At 47.1% G+C, this 6,158-nt stretch carries 5 protein-coding genes; 4 read left to right on the forward strand and 1 reads right to left on the reverse strand.

Annotated features, from left to right (window positions below; translation table 11 throughout):
* Window positions 1-111 precede the first annotated feature (111 nt).
* The gene (locus AC1DUA_RS19430) at window positions 112-597 is read left to right on the forward strand and encodes a CBO0543 family protein (RefSeq protein WP_477501338.1); all 486 of its coding nucleotides are present in this window, start codon (window positions 112-114) and stop codon (window positions 595-597) included.
* A gap of 1,570 nt (window positions 598-2,167) precedes the next feature.
* Here AC1DUA_RS19430 and xylA read toward each other — a convergent pair.
* Window positions 2,168-3,487, reverse strand: a complete 1,320-nt coding sequence (gene xylA, locus AC1DUA_RS19435) for a xylose isomerase (protein WP_477501339.1) — start codon at window positions 3,485-3,487, stop codon at window positions 2,168-2,170.
* Between the two features lie 226 nt (window positions 3,488-3,713).
* Between xylA and AC1DUA_RS19440 the strand changes: the two genes are divergently transcribed.
* The 3 genes from AC1DUA_RS19440 to AC1DUA_RS19450 form a co-directional block, all read left to right on the forward strand.
* The gene (locus AC1DUA_RS19440) at window positions 3,714-4,889 is read left to right on the forward strand and encodes an ROK family protein (RefSeq protein ID WP_477501340.1); all 1,176 of its coding nucleotides are present in this window, start codon (window positions 3,714-3,716) and stop codon (window positions 4,887-4,889) included.
* Between the two features lie 228 nt (window positions 4,890-5,117).
* On the forward strand, window positions 5,118-5,327 hold the full coding sequence (locus AC1DUA_RS19445) for a hypothetical protein (protein WP_477501341.1): 210 nt from the start codon (window positions 5,118-5,120) through the stop codon (window positions 5,325-5,327).
* 399 nt (window positions 5,328-5,726) lie between these two features.
* A partial coding sequence (locus AC1DUA_RS19450) for a hypothetical protein (RefSeq protein WP_477501342.1) occupies window positions 5,727-6,158 on the forward strand: 432 nt, incomplete at its 3' end.

Here is a 6,158-nt window from a genome sequence, read left to right on the forward strand (position 1 = left end):
TCAATATACTCCTTCATACGGTTCTCTTATGGCTGGTTTTGAATGCGATAAGAACGTATGCGGAATGGTTTTTTCAAAGGAAGATACAGAAGGAAGGGTAGAACGACGGTTATGAATGTTAAGGTAGACTATTTAATTATCATAGCCGTGTGGGCGATTTCTGCCATTGGAATGCTCCTTGTGCCCAAACGCAACCGTCGCAAAGCGCATGTTGCTTTTCTATTTCAGCAGTTTTTAAACTGGATTCTAGGTCTTATCGTTGTGGAACACAACTGGTTGGAATATCCGGTAAGGGAGCTTCAACGCAATTATTCGAGTCTAACGTTTGAATTTATCGGGTACCCGATCATTGCCGTGTATTTGAATATTTATTACCCGCAGGTGAAAAAGGGGTGGGCCCGCTTTTTCTTCTTGCTGGCCTTCCCGACAGCGATTACGGTGATTGAAGTTATACTAGAATCGCAAACGCAGCTGATTAAATATCATGCTTGGAGCTGGTATTGGACGTTTATAAGCATATGGGTGACTTTGCAGCTTTCCCTTGTGTTTAATCGGTGGTTTTTTGCGAATGAAGATGAGGGGGCGAGACAGGCTTAGCTGCTGCGTGGGTGCTCGCCACTACTGTGTTTCCTTGCTTTAACGCTGTTTCTCAGCGTTAAAGTGTGCTCAACGCTCGCATCAAGCCAACTCAGTCGCCTCCCCCACGGCCGAGTCCCACCTATGGCAATAGCCTAACCCGCTTATGTTGCACTTTCTACAACCATTTGGATGTAATTGCGAGGCCCAAGTAAGCTACATTGCACTTTCTGCAACCATTTGCCCTCAAAAGCTAACGTATGAGCACAAACCCAGCGATTTCATTGCACTTTGTACAATAAAGGGGAAGGAAAACCGCATAACCCCCTAATTACGTTGTACAAAGTACAACGTAGAGGATATTAAAAACAAGCTTAGCTACCGCGTGGATGCTCGCCGCCACGGTRTTTCCTMGCTGTAACGCTGTTTTYCAGCGCTAAASTGTGCTCAACGCTCGAGGAGTCTGCGTTAACGCTGWAAAACAAGCTTAGCWGCCGCGTGGATGCTCGCCRCSACGGTGTTTCCTCGCTGTAACGCTGTTTTYCAGCGCTAAASTGTRCTCAACGCTCGAGGAGTCTGYGTTAACGCTGWAAAACAAGCTTAGCTGCCGCGTGGATGCTCGCATTCACGGTGTTTCCTCGCTGTAACGCTGTTTTTCAGCGCTAAAGTGTGCTCAACGCTCGAGGAGTCTGCGTTAACGCTGTAAAACAAGCTTAGCTGCCGCGTGGATGCTCGCATCAAGCCAACTCAGCCGCCTCCCCCGGGTATCGCCATGGCAATAGCCTAACCTGCCTATGTTGCACTTTCTACAACCATTTGGCAGTAAATGCGAGGGTCGAATAAGCTACATTGCACTTTCTGCAACCATTTGCCCTTAAAAGCTAACGTTTGAGCACAAACCCAGCGATTTCATTGCACTTTGTACAATGAGAGTGAAGGAAAACCGCATAACCCCCTAATYACGTTGTACAAAGTACAACGTAGAGGATATTAAAAAAAAAATTTAGCAGCCGCGTGGATGCTTGCCACCACGATATTTCCTCACTGTAACGCTGTTTTTCAGCGCTAAAGTGTACTCAACGCTCGAGGAGTCTGCGTTAACGCTGTAAAACAAGCTTAGCTGCCGCGTGGATGCTCGCCACCACGATGTTTCCTCACTGTAACGCTGTTTTTCAGCGCTAAAGTGCGCTCAACGCTCGCATCAATCCAACTCAGTCGCCTCCCCCACGGCTGAGTCCCGCCTATGTTGCACTTTCTACAACCATTTGGCTGTAATTACGAGGCTTGAATAAGCTACATTGCACTTTCTGCCACTTTCTGCAACCATTTGCTCTCAAAGCTAACGTATGAGCACAAACCCAGCGATTTCATTGCACTTTGTAACACTTTGTACAATGAAGGGGAAGGAAAACCGCATAAACCCCTAATCATGTTGTACAAAGTGCAACATAGGAAGCTCGCAGATTCTCCCCGAGCAGATCAGCTCCAACATAGAGCAGACGAAAAAAGACCGTCCCTCAGGTCATATCTGACCTTCGGAGACAGTCTTATTATCCGGCGGCGTGAGTAACGCCCACCTCGGGAAAAGTAATTATGAGTTAATCAGGTACTGGTTAACCGTAGCCTTAATCAATTCCAAACGGCCGGACTGATTAACGATGTTGTGGCTATTCTCAAGCGCATAAGCTTCAAGTGTCTTGAAGTTTGCTTTGCCGGACACGATATCCGCGCCGATGCCGGATTTGAAGGAAGCGTAACGTGTGTCGAGGATGTTATCGAATACACGGTCTTCGATCATTTTGGCAGCGACTTGCAAGCCGCGTGCAAAGGAGTCCATACCCGCGATGTGAGCATACACCACATCAATAGCCTCGAACGACGTACGGCGAACCTTGGCGTCGAAGTTCACGCCACCGCTGCCGATTCCGCCTTCGTTAAGAAGGATTTCGTACATCGCGAGTGTCGTCGCGTACAGGTCCGTCGGGAACTCGTCGGTATCCCAGCCGAGCAATAGATCACCTTGGTTCGCATCGATGGAACCAAGAACGCCGTTAATACGGGCAACGCGAAGCTCGTGCTCGAAAGTGTGACCAGCCAGCGTAGCATGGTTAGCTTCCAGGTTTAATTTGAAATATGGAAGCAGGTCATATTTTTGCAAGAAAGAAAGCGTAGTAGCTGCATCGAAATCGTACTGATGCTTGGATGGCTCTTTCGGCTTAGGCTCGATCAAGAATTGGCCTGTGTAGCCGATTTCTTTGGCATAATCAACCGCCATGTGCAAGAAGCGGGCAAGGTTGTCGAGCTCCAGACCCAGGTCCGTATTCAGCAGCGTCTCATATCCTTCACGGCCGCCCCAGAAAACGTAGTTCTCAGAGCCGAGTTCTTTGGCATGATCCAAAGCCTTTTTCACTTGTGCAGCAGCATAAGCAAAAACGTCAGCATTGTTTGTCGTAGCAGCACCGTGCACGAAACGTGGGTTCGTGAACATGTTCGCTGTGTTCCACAGCAACTTTTTGCCGGTAGCTTGCATTTTATCCTTGATCAGACCTACGATCTCATCCAGGTGTTGATTCGTTTCTTGCAGCGTGTTGCCTTCTGGCGCGATATCGCGGTCATGGAAAGCGAAGTAATCAACGTCAAGAATGTTCAGCAGTTCGAAGCATGCATCAACGCGGGCTTTTGCCAACTCAAGGCCGGAGTATTGATCCCAAGCGCGAACAGCCGTGCCGCTGCCGAACGGGTCAGAGCCATTAGCAGAGAAGGAGTGCCAGTAAGCGATTGCAAAACGCATATGTTCACGCATTGTTTTGCCAAGAATCACTTGGTCAGGGTTATAAAATTTAAATGCCAGCGGGTTCGTCGATGTGCGGCCTTCGTATTTGATTTGTTGGATGTTATCAAAGTAGCTCATGAGTTCAGCCTCCAAAATGAGTTAATAAATGCTTATGAAGTCATCATAGCATCATTCGCAAAGTTTGTAAATTCATTAAACAAACTTAGTTAGTGCGTGAGAAAGTCATTCGTGTTAAAATCAGTTCATTCACTTACAAAGATACAAGGATAAACGACTTCGTCGCCCTCTTTAGGACGAGTGCGTTTGTCAAAGACAAGCTATTGGAGCGTTGTGGGGGCTAGTTATGAAACAAACGGGCGATTTAAATTTAGTAAAAAAAATAAATAAATCCATCGTGCTGCACCATATTCGCACGGATTCGCCTATATCCCGCGCACGGATCGCGGAGATTACAGGTCTAACGAAGGCGACAGTATCCAGCCTCGTGAATGAATTGATCGAGAGCAGCCTGGTCGATGAAATCGGCGCTGGCGAATCCAGCGGCGGACGTAAGCCGATGATGCTGCTGTTCAATGGGACGGCAGGATATGCCATCGGCGTCGATCTGGGCGTCCATGATATACTGGCCGTTTTGACAGACTTAACCGGTAAGGTAATCAACGAAAAAAGAGTTCAGCATGACAACGCGTCCGTTGAAGCCGTCATCCAGCTTCTGAAGAAAACGATCCGCGAGCTGATCGACAGTGCGCCGGAGAGCACCTACGGCATCATTGGCATCGGCATTGGTGTGCCGGGTATATGCGATGATGACGGCAATCTACTGTTCGCTCCTAACTTAAGCTGGGAGAACGTGCCGCTGCAAAAGGATATCGAGGAAGCGTTCAACATTCCTGTCGTTATTGATAATGAAGCGAATGCAGGAGCGGTAGGAGAGAAACAGTTCGGAGCGGGGAAAGACACAGCGAACCTGGTATATATCTCTATCGGGATTGGGATTGGCGCGGGCATCATCATTAAGGGAGAACTGTACCGTGGAGCGACGGGTTTCTCAGGGGAGATCGGACACATTTCGATCCAGCATGACGGACCGAAGTGTCGTTGCGGTAGCTTAGGCTGCTGGGAGTTGTACGCGTCCGAGCATGCGCTGCTGGAGCAAGCCCGCCTCGAACTGGGGGAACCTGTCCAGCTAGATAGGCTGCTGAGCATGGCGGAAGCGGGCGATCAGAAGGTCATCGCGCTGTTCGAGCGGCTTGGGTACTACCTCGGAGTTGGCGTCGTTAACATCATTAACGGTTATAACCCCGAGTTCATCATTCTCGGAGGGCGTTTGGCCGGAGCGGAGAAGTGGCTCATGAGGCCGCTGCTCCAACTATTAGAGAAACGCTCATTGCCGCTTCCCCGGAAGCTGCTGAATGTAGAGTTCTCTCAGCTTAGCGACCGTTCGACTGTTCTGGGGGCCGCGTCTTTTGCGGTATCGAAGTTTTTCTCATCAACGACGGTTTCTATAGATGGCAATTAATCATTAACGTGGTTAATAATGAATGGGGTTCCCGCCAACATTTCAACGAAAATATACGCCAAGCCCTCTATCATGTCGGGCTTGGCGTTATTTCTTACTCTAAGCACGAATTATGCTTAAAATTGAATTTGTGTAGTTCACCTTCCAAGGATTGATGTCTAGTTATGAAACTTTTTGATTGCACTGCCCGTATACCTTACCATAACTAAAAATTATGAGGTGAGATAGATGGACATTCAACAAGAAAGAAATTGTATAAAATGTGGTAATCAAATGATTAAATGTTATGTTGATGATGGATTTAAGGGTTTATTGGTTAAAAATCCTGAAGGAGATAGTTTGTTTAGTAACAAAAAAAGTACAAATATAAATCCTTTTATATGCACAAATTGTGGCCGTTCAGAATGGTATGCAGAAGATCCAGAAAAATTAAAGTAAGTATATCCTTGAACTTAAACTAAGCACCGAGCCTAGAATTCGTTCATTCAATTTATCGTTCCCACCCCTGGTTTCATCCTTTCTCCATATTCGGCGTATCGCTATCCGTCGCTGTAGCCCAGTCTTCCCCTTAAATCATTATTTCGACACGCTGAATATCGCGTGCAATAACATCGATCCGCTGTTGCTTACGTTTTTCGCGTTTTGTTGGTACTACTCCATGTTCGACTCCACAGCGTAGGCATTACGAGGTTCCCGTAACACCGGTTTTGGATAAAATGTTGGCTGGACCTCTGAATGAACTATATGAAATTGGATTTGACCCCCTTTCCGATCTTTTGTAAAATAAGAAGGGTTTTGAAGCTTCTTACGACTTACCATAAAGGGCGGAATTCAACAATGCTTTTGCGTTCACTCGTCGTTTGCTGCTATTTAATGGGTGCTTACTGGGCATCCTTTCATTTTCCATCACTCCGGATGGTCTTTTATCCAACGCTCGGTGCTTTCAGCTTCCTCTTCATGCATCGCGTTGATCAAATTAAAGATGTTGGGCGAATTACGATGGGAGCGATTATTGCGGTCACCCTCGGAAGTGTGATGTACAGCATTAGTCACGGCACGCTCTCTTTTTTTCTTACAGCCATTATTACGATTTCACTTATTCAAGTTTTTAAATGGAACGCAGCTCCGATTTTGTCGGTGTCGTTCATTCCTTTTTTTGCGCATGCGACTTCGATTTGGGCTCTGCCAATTGCCGTTCTGGTTTCCCTACTTGGTCTAATCATGTTTGTGTGGCTCATTGTGAAAGTCGATCAAGTGCCGGTTATCTAC

This window comes from Paenibacillus sp. 01T422 (assembly GCF_056398785.1).

What these genes read in the sequence shown, in the direction of transcription:
- AC1DUA_RS19430 (WP_477501338.1), top strand. Translation starts at nt 112, where the DNA reads ATGAATGTTAAGGTAGACTATTTAATTATCATAGCCGTGTGGGCGATT.
- xylA (WP_477501339.1), bottom strand. Translation starts at nt 3,487, where the DNA reads ATGAGCTACTTTGATAACATCCAACAAATCAAATACGAAGGCCGCACA.
- AC1DUA_RS19440 (WP_477501340.1), top strand. Translation starts at nt 3,714, where the DNA reads ATGAAACAAACGGGCGATTTAAATTTAGTAAAAAAAATAAATAAATCC.
- AC1DUA_RS19445 (WP_477501341.1), top strand. Translation starts at nt 5,118, where the DNA reads ATGGACATTCAACAAGAAAGAAATTGTATAAAATGTGGTAATCAAATG.